The sequence below is a fragment of the Streptomyces sp. NPDC002793 genome (genome assembly GCF_040295485.1).
GTDB lineage: Bacteria > Actinomycetota > Actinomycetes > Streptomycetales > Streptomycetaceae > Streptomyces.
Genome location: NZ_JBEOVL010000032.1, coordinates 16,486 through 31,450, shown reverse-complemented (window position 1 = coordinate 31,450; position 14,965 = coordinate 16,486). Strand labels below are relative to the sequence as shown.

Here is a 14,965-nt window from a genome sequence, read left to right as displayed (position 1 = left end):
GCGGGACACGGTGATCGGCCATGGGGAGTGACAGCTGATGAGAGCATGTGTGGTCGGTGCCGGCCCCGGGGGGATCGCCACCGCCAAGGTGCTGCTGGAGCACGGATTCGACGTCACGGTCTTCGACAAGTACCGACAGGTCGGCGGGATCTGGTCGTCAGAGGGCTGCTACGACGGTCTGGCCAACCAGTCCGCACGCCGCATCTTCGAGTTCGCGGACCTGCCCAACCGCCTGCACTTCGCCGGAGCGGTGGACACGCAACGCTACCTGGAGAGCTACGCCGAGACCTTCGGCGTGCTGGAGCACGTCCGGCCGGGTACCGAGGTGATCTCCGTCCGTCCGGTGGAGGGGCCCGGGCGGCCGGGGGCCTCCGGCTGGTCGGTCGAATCCCGGCAGGCCGGGGACGAGACGGCGGACACACACCGCGAGACCTTCGACCACGTCGTTGTCGCCAGCGGAGCCCATCACCATGCCCGACTGCCCCGGTTACCCGGACGTGAGCTGTTCGGGGGCACCGTGCTGCACTCCAACGAGGTGCGGGCCGGAACCTTCACCGGGCGACGCGTGGTCGTCGTGGGCGGCGGCAAGTCCGCACTGGACCTGGCCACCCGCGCCGCACGCGAGGCGGCCTCGGCGACGCTCGTGCAGCGCAAGGTCAACTGGATGATCCCCGAGCGGTTCCTGCTCGGGACGGTCGGCTACAAGTGGATCCTGTTCACCCGGCTGGGTGAGGCGCTCCTGCCCCGCTACCACGATCCGGCATGCGTCCCTCCGATCGACCGCATCGACGAGCGGGTCAAGCGGGTCCTCTGGTGGCTCATCACCCGCGACATGCTGCTGGCCACCGGGCTGTACCGGCTGCCGAAGCGACTGCGGCCCGCTCACGGGCTCCCCTTCCACCTGGTCCACGCCGGAGTGATGCCACGCGGGTACGTGAAGGCCGTCCGTCGTGGCCTGATCGCCACCGAGGTCAGTGCCGTCGAGGCGTACACCGAAACCGGGCTGCGACTGGCGACCGGCGAGGAAGTGGCGGCGGACGTCATCGTGTTCGCCACGGGGCACCACAAGATCTTCCCGTTCCTGGACCCGAGCGTGCGCGTGCACGACGACGAGGGACGGCTACGGCTCTACCGAGGCATCGTGCCACCCGGCACCGACGGGCTGGGGTTCGTCGGCTTCCGACAGGTCTTCAACAACATCATGGGCGTGGAACTCACCGCGCACTGGCTGACCCAACACTTCCGGGCGACGCTGCGCACCGCCCCGGGCGAACAGGAGATGCGGGAGGACACCGATGCCCGCCTGGCCTGGCAGGAACAGGTACTGCCGGGCTCCGGCGGCTACGACTTCGGCCCCTACGACATCCACTGCGCGGACGAACTCCTGCACGACATGGGCCTGCCCTCCCGCCGAGCCGGCAACCTGCTGGCCGAGTACCTGCTTCCCGGTGGGGTGGCACACCGCTACGCGGGCCTGACCCGGTCGCGCGCGCCGAAATGAACGCGGAGCCTACGGAGCCGAGCCCAGCCGCACGGCGCTGTCGTCACCGTAGGGGCGGTGCGAGGTGTGACCGAGGTGGTGCTGGAGGTGAACGTGGCGGAACTGGTAGACCGCGCCCGTCCGCCGGAGTACGCCTCGCTGGTACGCGTCCTTCAGGAACGCTTCGGTGTTCCAGGGCAACTGGCCCCGGAGGGGCAGCAAAAGGCGTGCGAAGATCAGCCACTGCCCCCATGCGGTGAAGCACAGCGCGTAGGACAGACCACCCCCGATGCCGCCGACCGTGCCGATGATGACCGCGTCCTGCGGCAGCCACAGCAGAGGGCCCAGGACGGGGTCCAGCAGTTCGGTGATCAGCTCTCCGCCGAAGGCGATCGTCAGGGCCAGCGCGGGAGCGATGACACACACCTGGCTCCGTACCGCCCTGCGGTTGGCCTCCAGGAGGCTGTCGGGTGTGGCCGCGGAGGACACGTCCAGGGGTGACTCCAGCATGGCGGTCAGTCCGAAGACCGTGCCGAAGGCGATGCCGAAGATCAGCCCGAGGAGCAACGCGTCGGTCGCGAGGACCTGGAGCACCTCGGGCGACGTGAGCGGCCAGTCGAGGTAGATGACCCGCTGCAGCGTTCTGATGCAGGAGAGGCCGATGCCCACGGCGAGCCCCGCCAGCATCGTCGCGCCGGATCGGGCCACGAAGGTACGGACCGGTGACCGCCCGGTGCCGAGCCCGCCCCGCAGACGCAGGCGCGTGCGCGAGGGGGCGAAGACGCTGCCGCCGAACGTGGTCATCCCCGCGTAGAGAGCACCGCTGGTGATCCCCGCGCCGAGCCCGAGGGCGGCACCCTCGGTCACCACCGAGACGAACCCGACCTGGTGGAAGAAGACGGTGATCAGCGCGTCGGCCAGCCAGACCGGCAGGGCGACGCACAGCGCGGACACCGCCGCCACGGCCGACGTACGCGTCGAGGTGCGCAGCGACTGGCTGATCTGCCACCACGCGATGTCCTGCTGCTCGCGGCCGGCCCGGACCAAGTGGCCGGCGAGGTAGCCCAACCAGCGTTGAGTGCGCTCCGGTGTCCATTCGCGGCGCCGGTCGTCCCGGGCGTGCGCCTCCGCGGCGCGAGGCCGGTAGACCGTCGGCACGAAAGCGGCGAGCAGATGGCGCCGCAGGGAGTCCTCCGTCGGAAAGCGTGACTCGTCCGTCAGCTCACTCGGATCCCCGACCCGCCCCTCGCCGTACACCGTGCGGGCCAGGAACACCATCAGCGGGGTGCTGAGGACCCGGTGGAGCCGCACATCAGGCTCCGTCCGCCCCGTCAGGGCCCGGCTCCACGGATCATCACCCGACGAGGCGGAACGGGTGGCGCGGGGCATGTAGTCGAGGAGGTCGGCCGTCGTGATCTCGGTCAACTCGACCGCGGCAGCCCACTTCAGGGGTGTCGCCGCCTTGCCCCGTCCGGGCCGTACGACCGTCGCGTACTCCTCCGGGCGGCTGGTCAGGACGAGCGGTAACGACGTCCGGTTGAGTTCCTCGAGCGCGCTGGGCCGCAGCCCCTCGGCCATCTCGTCGAATCCGTCCAGCACCGGGAGGACGTGGCCGTCGTCGATCAACGCGGCGGCCAACGTCCCGGCAGGCGACCAACCGCGGGCCAGGTACGGGTAGTCGCGCAGCAGCCGGCCGGTCAGCCAGCCACGCAGCGTGTGGACCGTCGGATCCCAGGAACCGACGCCGAAGATCACCGGCACCGGGTCGGCGTCGGTGCGGGTGCCGTCCCGGAGGAGATCGAGGACGAGCCGGACCGCGAGTACCGACTTGCCCGAGCCGGCCTGGCCGAGGACCACCAACCGCCGCGAATCGATGCTCCGGTACAGGCCGCCGATGCTGTCCTGATCACCGTCCAGGTCCAAGGGCTCGGCCGAGGCTCCCGGTGGCAGGCGCCGGATGTTCGCGTCCAGGTCGGTGATCGTGCCGGACACCGAGCGCCAGCGCACCGGGAGCGGGTACGGATCGAGGACCAGGCGCTGTTCCTCCTCGCGCTGCCAACGGCGCCTCGTCTCCGTGGCCAGGTCTGCGGCGGCTTCGGAGAGCCGGCTGTCCGCCGGCCGGGACGATTCCCGCACAATGCCAGGCGGGGAGCGCATCTCCACGACGGGTTCGACCGGCACCTCACCCTGGAGTTCGGTCAGTACCGCTGCCATGCGCCTTCGGTCTTCGGTGTCCGGCGTCAGGGCATCGAGTAGCCGATTCACGGTGTCCCTGCGGACGTTACGGGACTTCCCGGTCTCGATCCGGCTGATATGGGTCGCGCTGATTCCGGAGCGCTCCTCCAGCTTCAGCTGGCTCAGTCCCGCCCTCTCCCGCAGCTCCCTGAGTAAGGGACCGATCTCATCAGCCACTTCGAAGCCCTCCCTGCCCGCTGATCCGGGCGCCGCAGTCTACCGGGACGGTCTTGACCTATATGTCAAGGCCCATGTCATGGCCTCCCTGCCGGCCCGGTGCCACGCTCGAAGCCACCTGAACCGCCCTCCTCGGAGTAGGAGCCGGCTGCCGTGCCGGATCAACCGGCCGACCCCCGGCACGGGCAGCGCGTGAAATGAGAGCAGGAATCTTCATGGCCTATCGCATCTGGTGCGGTGAATGCAGCCACAGGACCTCGTGGCTGCGTGAGTCCGAGGCCGAACAGGCACACATCGACCATTACGTGGCCGAGCACCCGCGGCTGGCTCCGGGGGGACGGATCGAGACCAACGAGAAGAGTCCCGAAGGGGGAACAGGGTGCTTTCTGGTACTGGCCGTTCTCATGCTTCTGCTGGTCCTCCCGGCCACCTGTCAGCGGTGATCCGGACCGGTGGCGAGGGACCCGAGACCGCATTGCCGATCATCGAGAAGGAAGACATCATGACGTCACCGACATCCCGTGCCCGGCGCCACACCCGCCGGGCCGTATCCACCGCCGTCGCGGCGGTCGCCGTCCTCGGTGCCCTCGCGGCGCCGTCGGCCCACGCCGCCGTGCCGCAGGCGCCCGTCTTCCGCGACGGGTTCGGCCTCACCCAGGTCACCGACGGATCCGTGGTCCGCGGTGATACGGACTTCACCCTCACCGTCACCTCCGCCGAGGTCGCCGGCCCCCACCGGATCCGCGTGTTCCTGCCCTCCGGATATGCCGATGACCCCGGTCGGCGCTGGCCCGTCACGTACTTCCTGCACGGTGGTCCCGGCACCGTCGACGACGCGGCGGCGGTGCCGGCCCTGCGCTCCGACGACATGATCACGGTGGTGCCCGACGGCGGACGGAAGGGCTGGTACGCCGACTGGGTCATGCAGAACACCGCACTGGGCGCCGCCAACTGGGAGACCTTCCATCTCGAGCAGGTCGTCCCGTTCATCGACGCCAACCTGCGCACCGCGCCGGACCGCGACCACCGCGCGGTCTCCGGGCTGTCCATGGGCGGCAGCGGTGCACTGCACTACGCCGAGGCCCGGCCCGACCTGTTCGGCCACGTGGCCGCCCTGTCCGGTGGGCTCGACTTCGGCATGGCGGAGGTCCGCGCCGCGGTCCTGGCCACGGAGCTGAACCTGCCCGGCGTCTGGTGCGCCGTCAGCTCCGCCGCTCCCGGTACCTGCGCGGACTACGGCCCGTACGTCGACAGCGATGCGATCTTCGGCTCGCCGTACCCGGTCTTCGACGCCGACCGGGCCTGGAAGGCGTACGACCCCGCCGCTCCCACGAACCTGTCCCGCCTCGCCGACACCGGCATCACCCTCTACACCGGCGACAACGACCTCATCGAGGGCTACACCGCCCACGCCGCGCGGACCGTCCAGTCCCGGCTGGACCAACTCGGCATCGCGAGCCGCCTCGTCGACTACGGCAACGGCGCCTCCCTCGCCCCGACCTGCAACGGCGGGCACACCTACGCCTGCTGGGCACCCGCGTTCGCGGACTGGGTCCCGCGCGTGACAGCGGCCTTCGAAGCCGCCTCCTGACGTACCACGACCGACCGCCGAACTCACCGAGGAGAACCCACATGATCACCCGTCGGAACAGAACCAAGCTCTCCGCCGTCATCGGCGCCGTCTGCGCGATGACGATGACGCTCACAGCACACAGCGGCACGGCCTCCGCCCGGACCGAGGACCACGCCGCGACGCTCGCGGCACTCCGGGCACTCCAGGCATCCGCCGGCCCCGGAGCCGCCGTCCACGCCGGTGCGGCCGGTGACGACTGGACCCTGTCCGTGGGCACCGGTACGTACGGCGCCGACCGGCCGATCAAGCAGGACGAGCACTTCCTCGTCGGCAGCCAGACCAAGAGCTTCACGGCCACCGTGGTGCTGCAACTGGTCGACGAGGGCAGGGTCGCCCTGGACACGCCCGTCGAGACGTACCTGCCCGGCCTCGTCACCGGCAACGGCCACGACGGCACGCGCATCACCGTGCGGCACCTCCTCCAGCACACCAGCGGCATCGCGTCGTACAGCCCGGGCATCCCCGGTTCGGTGATGGTCCAGCCCCCGCGCAACCCCGACGGTACGTACGACCCGCGTGACGTCGTGCGGACGGGGCTGAGCTCCGGTCCGGTCTCGGTGCCGGGCGCGAGCTTCACGTACTCGAACACCAACTACGTGATACTCGGGCTGCTCGTCGAAGCGGTCACCGGAGCACCTGCCCGCGAGGCGGTCCAGAGCCGCGTCATCGAGCCGTTGGGCCTCACCGGGACCTCCTTCCCTGCCCCCGGTGACCGCACGCTGCCTCTCCCCGCCGTCACCGGGCACCACGGGGTCCGGCTCGGCGGGTTCTACCTCTGGTACCCCGCCGCGATCCTCGACCCGTCCCTCTACGGCAGCGCCGGGGCGATGGTGTCCACCATGGAGGACGTGACGACCTTCTACACGTCGCTCCTCGGCGGTGAGCTCGTCTCGTCCGCGTCCCTGGCCGAGATGATGGACGCCGCCGACTCCGGCGCCGGCCTGGGGCTCTCCGCGAGGCAGTTGTCCTGCGGTGTCACGGCCTGGGGCCACAGCGGTGCGATGCCGGGCTACTTCTCGTACACCCTGGTCACGAAGGACGGCCGACACGCCTCCGCCATGACCAACGTGATGTTCCAGTTCAACACGCCCAGCCCTCAGATGCTCAAGGTCGTGGACTCGGCCATCTGCGAGGGCTGACCCGCGCCGCGCATTCCGCACCGTGGACCAGAAGCGCCGAGGGAGGGCGCCCGACAGGTGAAACACCTGGTCGGGCGCCCTCGCGGAAGAGCCGTCGCCCCATGGGATCCGGAGCACCGGGACGGTCGACCTTGCCGTCGGTCCGGGGCCGGCAGGGCCGGGTTCGCTTGTGGGTGATCGCGGCCTCCGTGAGGGTCTCTCTCGCCAGAGGCGGGGCTTGCAGCAGGCGCCGTCGTCGGTCAGGACCCTGGTCGCGATCAGGTCGGTGGGGGTTGCCGCAGCCCCTGGAGGAGCAGTGCGATCAAGCGGCGGGGGTCGTAGCGGGGGTCGTCGTCGCGCCCGACGCAGAGGTTGCCGATGCCGCGCATCAGTTCGTAGGGCTGAAGGCCGGGCCTGATGTCGCCGGCCTCGACCGCGGCGTTGAGCAACTGGGCGCTCACGGGCTCCAGGCGGTCGAGGAAGTAGGTGTGCAGTGTGGCGAAGCGGTCGCTGTCGGACTGGAGGGCATCGGCGAGTCCGTGCTTGGTGACCAGGAAGTCGACGAAGAGGTCGATCCACTGACGCAGCGCGTCGAACGGGGATTCCGAGCTGGCCAGAAGTTTCGGGCCGGCCTCGGCGCACGCCTCGATCTGGTGGCGGTAGACGGCGGTGACCAGGTCCGCCCGGGTCGGGAAGTGGCGGTAGATCGTGGCCATCCCGACGCCCGCCCGTGCGGCGATCTGGCGAATCGGGGCGTCGACTCCGGAGGTGACGAACACCTCGGCGGCGGCGGTGAGCACGGCCTGTTGGTTGCGCAGCGCGTCGGTCCGCTTGCTTCGGGCCGACGCCTTCCCCGTGGGGTTCTCGGTGGGCATCACGTTCTTCCTTCCGACGCCACTTGACAAAGCGGAGCGGCGTTCCGGATAGTAAGTGGTGCGACGCTCCACTTCAGGTTAGCCGAAAACGGGCGCGCCTCCCACCTCCCCTGCCCTACCGCCTCCGATACCGACCGGCGGCCGGCGGGGCCCGCAGAAATGGAAACTGCGCATCATGAGCACATCTGCCGCTACCGCCGGCACCTCCGGCTCGCCGGTCCCGGTCCTTTCCTACAGCCCGGTGGTGCTGTCCGTACCCGGACGTCCAGTGGACCTCGAGGTACGGGTCACCGCGCCCGAGACCGGCACAGGTCTTCCGGTCATCCTTCTCTCCCACGGTCAGGGACCTTCGAACAACCTGTCCTCGCTGAACGGCTACGCGCCGCTGGTCAACTCCTGGGCGGCACAAGGGTTCGTGGTCATCCAACCCACCCACCTCACCTCCAGGACGCTGAGCCACCTGGTCGCTGACGCCCCCGGGGCGCCCTTCTTCTGGCGCTCGCGCTCGGAGGACATGTCGCACGTCCTTGACCGACTCGACGTGATCGAGGAGGCCGTGCCGCTGCTCGCCGGGCGGATCGACCACACCAAGGTCGCCGTCGCCGGACACTCCTTCGGCGGTTTCACCTCCAGCCTCCTGCTCGGGGCCCGGGTCACCGACCCCGACACCGGGGAGGAAGTAAGCCTCATCGAGCCCCGGTTCAGGGCGGGTGTGCTGCTGGCCGCGCCCGGCAGGGGCGACGTCCTCAACGGACCCATGGGCGACATGCTGCCGGTCTTCGGGACCATCGACTTCTCCACGATGACCACGCCCACGCTGGTCGTCGCCGGCGACGAGGACGACTCCCGGCACTTCACCGACATGGGGCCGGACTGGCACGCCGACCCCTACACCCTCGCCCCGGGGCCCAAGTCACTGCTCACCCTGTTCGGCGCGGGGCACGCGCTCGGCGGGATCCCCGGATACGACGTCGCCGAGACGACGGACGAGAGCCCCGAGCGGGTCGCCGCTCTCGCGCGCCTCACCGCGGCCTACCTCCGCACCGAGCTCTGCCCCGGCGACAACGCCTGGCAGACGGCACGCGACGCGCTGGCCACCGGCTCCCACACCGACTCCTTCGGACGAGTCGAAGCCAAGTAGGCCGCCCGCGGACACGTCCGGCACCACGCGGACGGTCCGCGCTGCCGTCATCAGGCACTCCAGGGGCCCTGGCAGGTTCGCCGGGGATTCACTCTGCGGGTATCTCCGGACGGCTCCTCCATGCCGCAGTCGTAGGGCCCCGCCTCCGTGCGGTCCGACACGGCGATCGGACATCACACAGGTCCTGGACGACAGCAGACGACGGGCCGAGGAGAGCTGACGAGAGGCCCCACGTATCCCCTCCTCCGCCCAACCGCTATGGTCCGCCCATGAAACCTGCGATGCGGGACCGCTTCGGCCCCTTCCGCGAAGAGGCCGAGTCCAGGGGCATACCGACCGGCGATGTGGAGCGGTGGCTGGCCGCGGCCCGCCCCTGTGTGACGCTGACGCTGACCGGGGACGAGGCCGGACCGGTGGTGGGAAGGTGCGGTGGGCCTCTTCTGCTTCCGGCCGGCATCCCGGATCCCGAGCATCCCTTCGTCGCCTCTGTCGATCTGGCCGCGCTACCGCCCGACGCGACGGATCTGCCCCTGCCGCCCGACGGCCACCTGCTGTTCTTCGCCCTGCCGGAGCCAGGCACCCACCAGCCCATGGGCAGGGTGGTCCACGTCCCAGCAGGCACAGTGGTCTCCCAACGGGACGCCGGCTCGTGGAACACCGCACACGACGACGAGTACCAGGCGCTGTTCGCGAGCTACCCGCAAGGACCGCTGCGGGCGATTGCCGGCATGTCGCTCCCGTACCACCAGTTCGTCATGCCCCCAGGAGAGCGGGAAGCCGGGCACCTGCCCGGTCATCCCCTCTCCTCGGAACTCGTCGAGGTGGGGGAGGACATCGAGGACGTCACCGCCCACGGAGGGCCGTTGCAGCTCGGAGGGTACGCGGACGAGGAGGCCGTCGAGTTCGACCCGGTCGACATCGCCGCGTCGATCGCCACCCGTGCGGTGGCAGCGGGCCACTGGGACGGACCGGTCTCGGCCCACGCCGCCGACTGGGTACTCCTCGCCGACTGGTACTCGGGTAAGCACGTGAGGAAGCGAGAGGGCTCCACCGTCCACTGGGTGATCCAACGCGAGGACCTGGCAGCGCGGCGCTTCGAGCGCGTCTTCACCACCGTGTTCTGGAACCCCTGACCGCGCCGGTGGCCCTGGATTCCCGTACCGCGAGCAGTTGAAGTTCCCGTGGCCTTCGTGCCGGGACGCGCGGTCGTCACCAGCTGGGTCTGCGCGCGGTTGTCGGTTGGACCTGACAGCCTCCCGCGCGGGGGACCCGAACCGCTCGGCGACTTCGCGCCGATCCCACACGCGAACAAGTTCTGGGCGACAGTCGTATCGCGGCTCGGCGCCGGTGAACTCATACCCGAGGGAGCCACGCCCGAAGTCGCACCTGGTGCCTGGTCTCAGACGCTGGTTCCGGTGAGAGCGGCGGTTGTCTGCCAGAGCCTCTTGGCGACAGCCCCGTCCAGACCGGCCCGGCTGGGCTTACGGACCAGCGGGGAGCCCGTGAAGCTGAACAACCCGTCCGGACCGACGTAGGCATTGCCAGGAACGTCTTGCGTGGCCGCGTACATGAGTGGCAGCGCTCCGCGCTCCATGTCCTGGACCAGGAACGGGAGCCGGTTGACGAATCTCAGCGGCGAGTGCGTGACCAGTCCGGTCCGCGCGACGCCCGGGTGAGCGATGACCGAGCGCACGTGGCTGCCCGAGGCGGTCAGGCGGCGCTGCAACTCCAGCGAGAACAGCACCACTGCGAGCTTGGACGCCTCGTAGACGGCCAGCCCGTTGTACTTGCGGGTGCGCCAGTCGAGGTCGTCGAGGTCGAGCCTGCCGAAGCGGTGCAGCTGGCTGGAGACCGTCACCACGCGGTCGGTCAGCCGGGGCAGCAGCAGGTTGGTGAGCACGAACGGCCCGAAATAGTTCGTCGCGGTCTGGACGTCCAAGCCCTGCGCGGTCCGCGCCGCCGGGATGTCCATCACCCCCGCGTTGTTGATCAGAACATCGACGGCGCCTGTGTACGACGCCGCGAACGCGTGTACCGAGTCCAGGTCGGCGACATCGAGGTGCCGGACATCGAAATCTCCGCGCATACCGGCCACTGCCCGGCGCGCCTTGTCTACGTTGCGCACGGCCAGCACCACGTGAGCGCCGGCCCGTGCGAGTTCGCGAGCGGTCACCAGCCCGATCCCCCCGCCGGCACCGGTGATCACCACTGTCACGCCGGTCATGCTCGGCAGCCGGTCCGCGGTCCATTCGGCCATAGTGAAACTCTCCAGACGCTCTCTTACCGGTTTCCTGACGTCGTCCAGTACAAGGGGCCCGTGTCGCCGGATGAAGGACTTGCCCAGCCACTGAATGGCAGGGCGTGGCTACCCGTGTTCACCTGCCGGACAATGAGGTGGAGGCAGACGGGGTGCGAGGTGGGGAGTGCGATGGCGGACACGGCACTGGACGGTGATGGTCTGGCCGATTTCCTGCGCGGACGCCGGGCGTCCCTGCAACCCGAGGACGTCGGGTTGCGCCGTGGTACGCGACGGCGCACGATCGGGCTGCGCCGGGAAGAGGTCGCCGAGCTGTGCGACATGTCGGCCGACTATCTGGCCCGCTTGGAGCGTGGTAGCGGTTCCCAGCCGTCGCAGCAGATGGCGGCCGCCATCGCCCGGGGCCTGCGCCTGACCCCGGACGAACGTGACCACCTGTTCCTGCTGTGCGGGCACCGCCTCCAGGCACGGCACCTGCGCGAAGCGCACATCAGTCCCGGGCTGCTGCGCGTCATGGACCGCCTTCAGGACACCCCGGCACAGATCATGGGCCCGGTCGGTGAAACGCTGCAGCAGACGCCGCCCGCCGTAGCGCTGCTCGGCGACGAAACGCACCACACCGGCCCGGCACGCAGCGCCCTCTACCGGTGGTTCACCGACCCCACCGCCCGCCGTCGCTACCTGCCCGAAGACCACCATCAACACAGCCGCGTCTACGTCTCCACCCTGCGCGCCGGCGCCGCCGCGCAAGGGCCCGGCTCCTCAGCCGCGCTACTCGTGGCCGACCTGCAACACAACGAGGAATTCGCCGAGCTCTGGAACCGCCACGAAGTGGGACTGCGGTGGAGGAGCGCCAAACGCTTCGTCCACCCCCAGATCGGACGCATCGACGTGTACTGCCAGACACTGCTCGACCCCGAACAGGGACAGTCGCTGCTCATCTTCACCGCCACACCCGGCACGGACAGCCACGAGAAGCTCGCCCTGCTGACCGTGCTCGGCACCGACACATTCGCGGGCTCCTGACACACTTCAGGCTTCCGCCGTCGACCTTCCTCTGAGAACGTTGCTTGATGCGGCATTAGCATGAACGATGCCGGAGTGTCGGGCCGAGTGTGCTGAACAGGCCCAAGGCCCCGGCGCGTTCGGCGACCACGCAGGCGTCGGGGCATCGGAACGTCAGGAGTGCTGTGCGATCAATCTTCGGGGATTCCGCCGCCGTCCCGGAAAGCAGGACAGCCGCGGAGCGGCTGAGGACCGTCGAACAGTGGCGCCCCTACCTGGCTGAGTACGGTGCCGACGTTCTGAGAGTGTCGACCGAGAGAGAGTTGTTCAACGTCAGCGACGGGCAGCGGGCCGCCGGATGGCTGGGCTACGAGGGCGCGGACGAGCAGCGGATCGCGGCTCTGGAGGACCGGCTCGGCACCCGGCTCCCGCCCAGCTACCGTTCGTTCCTGGGCGCCTCCGACGGCTGGTCGTGCCCCGGCCCGTTCATGTACGAGATGCGTACGACCGGCGCCCTCGACTGGCTCGACGACGACGATGCCGACATGTACATGGACACCTACGACGATGAGCAGGACGACGCGAGCGAGCCCGTCAGGGCCCCCGTCCTGCTCATCGCGGACGAGGGCGACGCCCAGTGTTGGCTGCTGGACTCCGGGGACGTGTCGCAGGACGGGGAGTGGGCCGCGTACACCTGGTCGAGTTGGCAACCGGGTCTGAGCGACCGGTACGGGTCCTTCGCCGAGTTGGTCGCGGCAGAGCGCGACTCGTTCCAGAGAATCAAGGGTCACGAAGGCCACGCCGTCAATCCAGATGGTGCGGAGCAACTGGTTGCCGAGGGCCGCGCGCAGGCCCTGCGGGGCGAGGCCGAGAGGGCGGCGGCCACCTTCGAGCAGGCCGCCGTCAAGGGGTCGGGGGCCGGCGCCTACCTGGCTGTCATGCTGGGCGCCTTCCTCGACCTGGCCTACGCGCATCACCGCGTCCGCAACGGCATCCTCGCGCGCCCGCATGTCATCGAGGCGGTCGGCCTCGAACAGGTACGTGCGGAGGCCGTGCCGTTGTATCTGGGTCGCGTGGCGGAGGAGCACGGACCTGGGAGGGACATCTCGTCGCTGATCGTCCCGGAACTCCGCATGTCCGAGGGGAAGCCCGTCGCGGACTGGATCCCCCACGCCGCCGCGTCCGCCCCACCGACGCTTCCCGAATCCCCCGTCTTCCAGGATGCCCTGGACACGGCCCGGACGCTCGCTCTGTCCGGCGCCAGCGACGACGCCTGGAACGTCATCGAGGCCGCTCTGCCCCACTGGCACTCGGAGTCGCCGCACCGCGTGGCCCCGGTCGTGCTCCTCACCGACCCGGCCTTCCGTGAGGTGATCACCGCACCCCGGGCCCGTCTCGTCGTCACCACACCGCGGGGCGAGGTGCGCGGACGACAGCAGCTCGGGTGACGGCTGGGGAGTGTTTTAGAGCCTGTTGTCTTTCCGAGCCTGGTGACTTCGTTTCCCCTGGTCAGGGATAGGGGTGGTGTCAGTGTGGGAGTGATGGATAAAGCCGAAGTGCAGGTGCCACCGCCCGCGGCGGCGAGGGTGAAGTCGCAGGTTCCGGTGTGGCACGAGGGGCTGCCCCGGACGGCACTGTCGGTGGACTGTCAGCGCGTCCTGGCCGCGCTCGCGGACCGGGTCCGTCTCGGCCAGGGCCCGCTGACCTGCCAGGAGATGACCGCCGCCTTCGGCATGGACGTGGTGTCCGCGAAGATGGAGGCGTTGCGGTCGAAGGCGAAACGTCTGGTCGCGCGGGGCTGGCTGGCCGAGTCGTCGCCGGGCCGGTTCACGCTCGCGCCGGGCGTGAACGGCGCCGGTCAAAGACCATCAGCTGGTCACAGCCATTCGTTGATCGTGGCAACGAGGACGGTGGCCGCGAGGCGGACCGCAAGTTTGTCGAAGCGGCAGGCCACCGCGTCGCCGATCCGGGAAGCGTGACCACCGGCCCTTTGTGGGCTCAATGAGTCCAGGGCGGCGTGATGGTGCTGCCGTCGGCAAGCTTGGCCCTGAGTCCGACACGTGTAGTGACCCACATGTGCGCGGGCCGGTCGGTGGTATTGGCCACCGCCAGCTCGGAGCCTGCCGGAGCCACAGCCGCGTCACCGACGCCGAGTTCGGCGCTCTCGCCTCCGATCGTGAGCCGGAGGCGACCGGACAGAACATAGAACGTTTCCTCGTGACTGATCACATGGGCCGGACTTTCCGTTCCGGCTGGGATCTCGCCGCGCCAGGCGGCGAGGTCCCGGCTGCCTGTGGCCGGACGGGTGTAGGAAACGAAGCGGGCGCCGTGGATCTCGTGCACGACGGCCTCGTCACTTCGGATGAAGGGCATGCCAGCCTCCAAATAGACAAGAAACTTGTCCATAAAGACAAGCAGGTTGGCGAGTTATAGTCAAGCCCATGGATGACGCTCTGGCCTTCTCCGCAGTCGTGTTGGCACTCTCCGGACAATTGGTGCAGGAGATCCATGCTCGCGTGTGCCAGCAGGGATTCGAGGACCTGCGGCCGGCACACGGCTTCGCCTTTGCCCGCATCTCCCTGGGCGACGCCACTACGGCCGACCTGGCCGAGCATCTGGGCGTGACGAAGCAGGCCGCCGCCCAGCTGGTCGAGGAGCTGGTCCGCAAGGGATACGTGGTGAGGCATCCGCACCCTCACGATGCCCGCGCCCGGCTCTTGGTGCTGACCGAGACAGGCCGGGCCGCCACTCGCGCCGCCGACCAGGCGGCCCGGGCTGCCGTCGCGCCGTGGAAAGAGGCGCTGGGCGAGGCGCGCTTCAGTGAACTTGTCACCGACCTGACCCGCCTCACACCACCGGGACCGATCCGCCCCACCTGGTGAGCCAGTAAGCCACTGGCCTTGACTATCGCGGGTCACCAAGGAGGAGAGGCCGCGAAACCGGCACGATCTTCCCGAATTGCCGCGGACGCGACCCGGTGAGAGGGGCTATCCAAGTAGGCTTCGGCGCCGGGATCACACCAGATGATTGAGTCCAAGGGCTCG

Annotated in this window: 13 protein-coding genes and 1 pseudogene; 10 read left to right on the top strand and 4 right to left on the bottom strand. The window is 69.5% G+C overall.

Going from position 1 to position 14,965, the window contains the following annotated elements; genetic code table 11:
- Positions 1 to 37 precede the first annotated feature (37 nt).
- Positions 38 to 1,501, top strand: a complete 1,464-nt coding sequence (locus ABT001_RS26395) for a flavin-containing monooxygenase (RefSeq protein WP_351282159.1) — start codon at positions 38 to 40, stop codon at positions 1,499 to 1,501.
- Positions 1,502 to 1,510: 9 nt separating this feature from the next.
- Here the strand turns inward: ABT001_RS26395 and ABT001_RS26390 are convergent, their stop codons facing one another.
- Positions 1,511 to 3,892, bottom strand: coding sequence for a helix-turn-helix domain-containing protein (locus ABT001_RS26390; RefSeq protein WP_351282156.1), 2,382 nt, complete (start codon positions 3,890 to 3,892; stop codon positions 1,511 to 1,513).
- 215 nt (positions 3,893 to 4,107) lie between these two features.
- On the opposite strand from ABT001_RS26390, the gene ABT001_RS26385 reads away from it, so the two are divergent.
- From ABT001_RS26385 to ABT001_RS26375, 3 genes are read left to right on the top strand one after another with little or no spacing between them, the layout of a single operon-like run.
- Positions 4,108 to 4,335: a hypothetical protein gene (locus ABT001_RS26385; RefSeq protein ID WP_351282154.1), complete on the top strand. Its 228-nt coding sequence runs from the start codon at positions 4,108 to 4,110 to the stop codon at positions 4,333 to 4,335.
- A 59-nt stretch (positions 4,336 to 4,394) separates the two neighbouring features.
- The gene (locus ABT001_RS26380; protein WP_351282151.1) at positions 4,395 to 5,483 is read left to right on the top strand and encodes an alpha/beta hydrolase; all 1,089 of its coding nucleotides are present in this window, start codon (positions 4,395 to 4,397) and stop codon (positions 5,481 to 5,483) included.
- 41 nt (positions 5,484 to 5,524) lie between these two features.
- The gene (locus ABT001_RS26375) at positions 5,525 to 6,664 is read left to right on the top strand and encodes a serine hydrolase domain-containing protein (RefSeq protein ID WP_351282149.1); all 1,140 of its coding nucleotides are present in this window, start codon (positions 5,525 to 5,527) and stop codon (positions 6,662 to 6,664) included.
- Between the two features lie 257 nt (positions 6,665 to 6,921).
- Here ABT001_RS26375 and ABT001_RS26370 read toward each other — a convergent pair whose 3' ends face one another.
- Entirely contained in the window at positions 6,922 to 7,518 is a 597-nt protein-coding gene (locus ABT001_RS26370) for a TetR/AcrR family transcriptional regulator (protein WP_351282147.1), read from the bottom strand.
- Between the two features lie 175 nt (positions 7,519 to 7,693).
- On the opposite strand from ABT001_RS26370, the gene ABT001_RS26365 reads away from it, so the two are divergent.
- A complete protein-coding gene (locus ABT001_RS26365; protein ID WP_351282144.1) occupies positions 7,694 to 8,659 on the top strand; it encodes an alpha/beta hydrolase family protein in 966 nt (321 codons plus the stop codon).
- A 269-nt stretch (positions 8,660 to 8,928) separates the two neighbouring features.
- Complete coding sequence (locus tag ABT001_RS26360) at positions 8,929 to 9,792, top strand: DUF1963 domain-containing protein (protein ID WP_351282143.1); 864 nt, start codon at positions 8,929 to 8,931, stop codon at positions 9,790 to 9,792.
- A gap of 266 nt (positions 9,793 to 10,058) precedes the next feature.
- On the opposite strand, the gene ABT001_RS26355 is transcribed toward ABT001_RS26360, so the two are convergent.
- Positions 10,059 to 10,916, bottom strand: coding sequence for an SDR family NAD(P)-dependent oxidoreductase (locus ABT001_RS26355; protein ID WP_351282140.1), 858 nt, complete (start codon positions 10,914 to 10,916; stop codon positions 10,059 to 10,061).
- Between the two features lie 171 nt (positions 10,917 to 11,087).
- Here ABT001_RS26355 and ABT001_RS26350 point away from each other — a divergent pair, with 171 nt between their 5' ends.
- From ABT001_RS26350 to ABT001_RS26340, 3 genes and pseudogenes are all read left to right on the top strand, one after another.
- Positions 11,088 to 11,942 carry a helix-turn-helix transcriptional regulator gene (locus tag ABT001_RS26350; protein ID WP_351282137.1) on the top strand — a complete coding sequence of 285 codons (855 nt, stop codon included), beginning with the start codon at positions 11,088 to 11,090 and terminating at the stop codon, positions 11,940 to 11,942.
- Positions 11,943 to 12,226: 284 nt separating this feature from the next.
- Positions 12,227 to 13,369 carry an SMI1/KNR4 family protein gene (locus ABT001_RS26345; RefSeq protein WP_351282135.1) on the top strand — a complete coding sequence of 381 codons (1,143 nt, stop codon included), beginning with the start codon at positions 12,227 to 12,229 and terminating at the stop codon, positions 13,367 to 13,369.
- Positions 13,370 to 13,486: 117 nt separating this feature from the next.
- Positions 13,487 to 13,780, top strand: a pseudogene (locus ABT001_RS26340) (hypothetical protein); the annotation flags it as partial.
- Between the two features lie 139 nt (positions 13,781 to 13,919).
- Here ABT001_RS26340 and ABT001_RS26335 read toward each other — a convergent pair.
- Positions 13,920 to 14,294 (bottom strand): cupin domain-containing protein, encoded by a 375-nt coding sequence (locus tag ABT001_RS26335; protein ID WP_351282282.1) that lies wholly within the window; start codon positions 14,292 to 14,294, stop codon positions 13,920 to 13,922.
- 68 nt (positions 14,295 to 14,362) lie between these two features.
- Between ABT001_RS26335 and ABT001_RS26330 the strand changes: the two genes are divergently transcribed.
- On the top strand, positions 14,363 to 14,803 hold the full coding sequence (locus tag ABT001_RS26330) for a MarR family winged helix-turn-helix transcriptional regulator (RefSeq protein ID WP_351282132.1): 441 nt from the start codon (positions 14,363 to 14,365) through the stop codon (positions 14,801 to 14,803).
- The last annotated feature ends 162 nt before the right edge of the window (positions 14,804 to 14,965 follow it).

Bases quoted from the DNA above. Each gene is read 5' to 3' on its own strand.
- ABT001_RS26370 (WP_351282147.1), bottom strand. From the start codon at position 7,518: ATGCCCACCGAGAACCCCACGGGGAAGGCGTCGGCCCGAAGCAAGCGG.
- ABT001_RS26395 (WP_351282159.1), top strand. From the start codon at position 38: ATGAGAGCATGTGTGGTCGGTGCCGGCCCCGGGGGGATCGCCACCGCC.
- ABT001_RS26385 (WP_351282154.1), top strand. From the start codon at position 4,108: ATGGCCTATCGCATCTGGTGCGGTGAATGCAGCCACAGGACCTCGTGG.
- ABT001_RS26365 (WP_351282144.1), top strand. From the start codon at position 7,694: ATGAGCACATCTGCCGCTACCGCCGGCACCTCCGGCTCGCCGGTCCCG.
- ABT001_RS26335 (WP_351282282.1), bottom strand. From the start codon at position 14,294: ATGCCCTTCATCCGAAGTGACGAGGCCGTCGTGCACGAGATCCACGGC.
- ABT001_RS26350 (WP_351282137.1), top strand. From the start codon at position 11,088: ATGGCGGACACGGCACTGGACGGTGATGGTCTGGCCGATTTCCTGCGC.
- ABT001_RS26330 (WP_351282132.1), top strand. From the start codon at position 14,363: ATGGATGACGCTCTGGCCTTCTCCGCAGTCGTGTTGGCACTCTCCGGA.
- ABT001_RS26375 (WP_351282149.1), top strand. From the start codon at position 5,525: ATGATCACCCGTCGGAACAGAACCAAGCTCTCCGCCGTCATCGGCGCC.
- ABT001_RS26360 (WP_351282143.1), top strand. From the start codon at position 8,929: ATGAAACCTGCGATGCGGGACCGCTTCGGCCCCTTCCGCGAAGAGGCC.
- ABT001_RS26355 (WP_351282140.1), bottom strand. From the start codon at position 10,916: ATGGCCGAATGGACCGCGGACCGGCTGCCGAGCATGACCGGCGTGACA.
- ABT001_RS26380 (WP_351282151.1), top strand. From the start codon at position 4,395: ATGACGTCACCGACATCCCGTGCCCGGCGCCACACCCGCCGGGCCGTA.